The 1,137-nt window shown below is 39.8% G+C and carries 1 protein-coding gene and 1 riboswitch; the gene reads right to left on the bottom strand.

What is annotated here, in order from left to right; translation table 11 throughout:
* Positions 1 to 943: Ig-like domain-containing protein (locus PHN32_08165; protein ID MDD3777564.1), on the bottom strand; the 943-nt coding region annotated here is incomplete at its 3' end.
* Between the two features lie 83 nt (positions 944 to 1,026).
* Positions 1,027 to 1,106, bottom strand: a riboswitch (cyclic di-GMP riboswitch).
* Between the last annotated feature and the right edge of the window lie 31 nt (positions 1,107 to 1,137).

Below are 1,137 nucleotides of genomic sequence, written 5' to 3'. Positions count from 1 at the left end.
TAACTGTTTCGTCTTCTTCATAAGGCCCTGTGCCAGTTTGGTCACTAGCTGTTCCACTGCCAGCGGGGTTTTCAGCCATAGTCAGAGTATAGGTATCTGGCTGACAACTAGTTACACTAAATGTTTTTTCAACATTTGGATCATGTGGCCATCCCCATCCAGTACCATAACTATTTTTATGTATAACAACAAGAGCAGCAGTATAATTACCGGGTCCAAGATTCTTCAAGATATCGTCTTGAGAGCCTGCATATATCGTGGTATAACTTCCACCTGTTTCTTTTAGCCCTAGGACCCATAAAAAAGCTTCTCCCCCATAACTTCCTGACATTTCAAATGTTACTGTTCTAGTTCCATCTCCATTACAATCTCCTACAGCTACATTAAGCCCTACGGTGCCTCCGCCCTGGTGCTCGTAGTTAGCTACTAAAGTAGTATCTGTATCTGTCATCGTATAATCAAAGCTTGCATTTGTGTTAACCTCTACTCCATTCAAGGTCCAATTTACAAAATTCCAGCTAGAGTTAGTTGGCGTTGTTGATACAGGTACTGTTGCACCTTCTGCATAATTACCCCCACCTGATACAGTCCCACTATCTGCAGGCAAGACTTCCAAGGAAAGGGCATGTAAAGTAGTAGTAGCAGCAGTTACTGTAAGTATGGCAGATGCTTCTTTATTACCTTTGGAAACTGTTATCTTCGCTGTACCTTCAGATACACCTGTGGCTATACCGCCATTGTCTACAGTAGCTACTAAAGTGTTATTAGATGACCAGGTAAATCCCCCTTGACCGCTAAAGCCTTTTTGTGTAAATTGTTGTTTGCCTCCAACTTCTATAGTAGCACTTGCAGGAGCAAGCGTAGGAGCAGCCAGTAACATGGCTGGCAAACTAAACATAGCTACTACTGCAACTATTAACCCTATAATAAGTAATTTTTTCATATTCTTTTCCCTTCTTTTTATAATTTTAAATATTTAAATAAAGAATTGTATTAATTCACAACCCCCTAAATAAAAAAACCGGCTTATTAGCCGGTTACGCTACTTGCTCCGCTTCCCCTAAGCGTCCAGATTAAGGAAAAGCTTCATAGCATCTAAATCTTAAATTTCTTATTCAATTGTAATAGTATTATAAC

The organism is Actinomycetota bacterium (assembly GCA_028698215.1).
Classification (GTDB): Bacteria; Actinomycetota; Humimicrobiia; order Humimicrobiales; family Humimicrobiaceae; genus Halolacustris.
The sequence above is the reverse complement of the archived record's forward strand: the minus strand, read 5'-3'. Positions and strand labels throughout refer to the sequence as shown.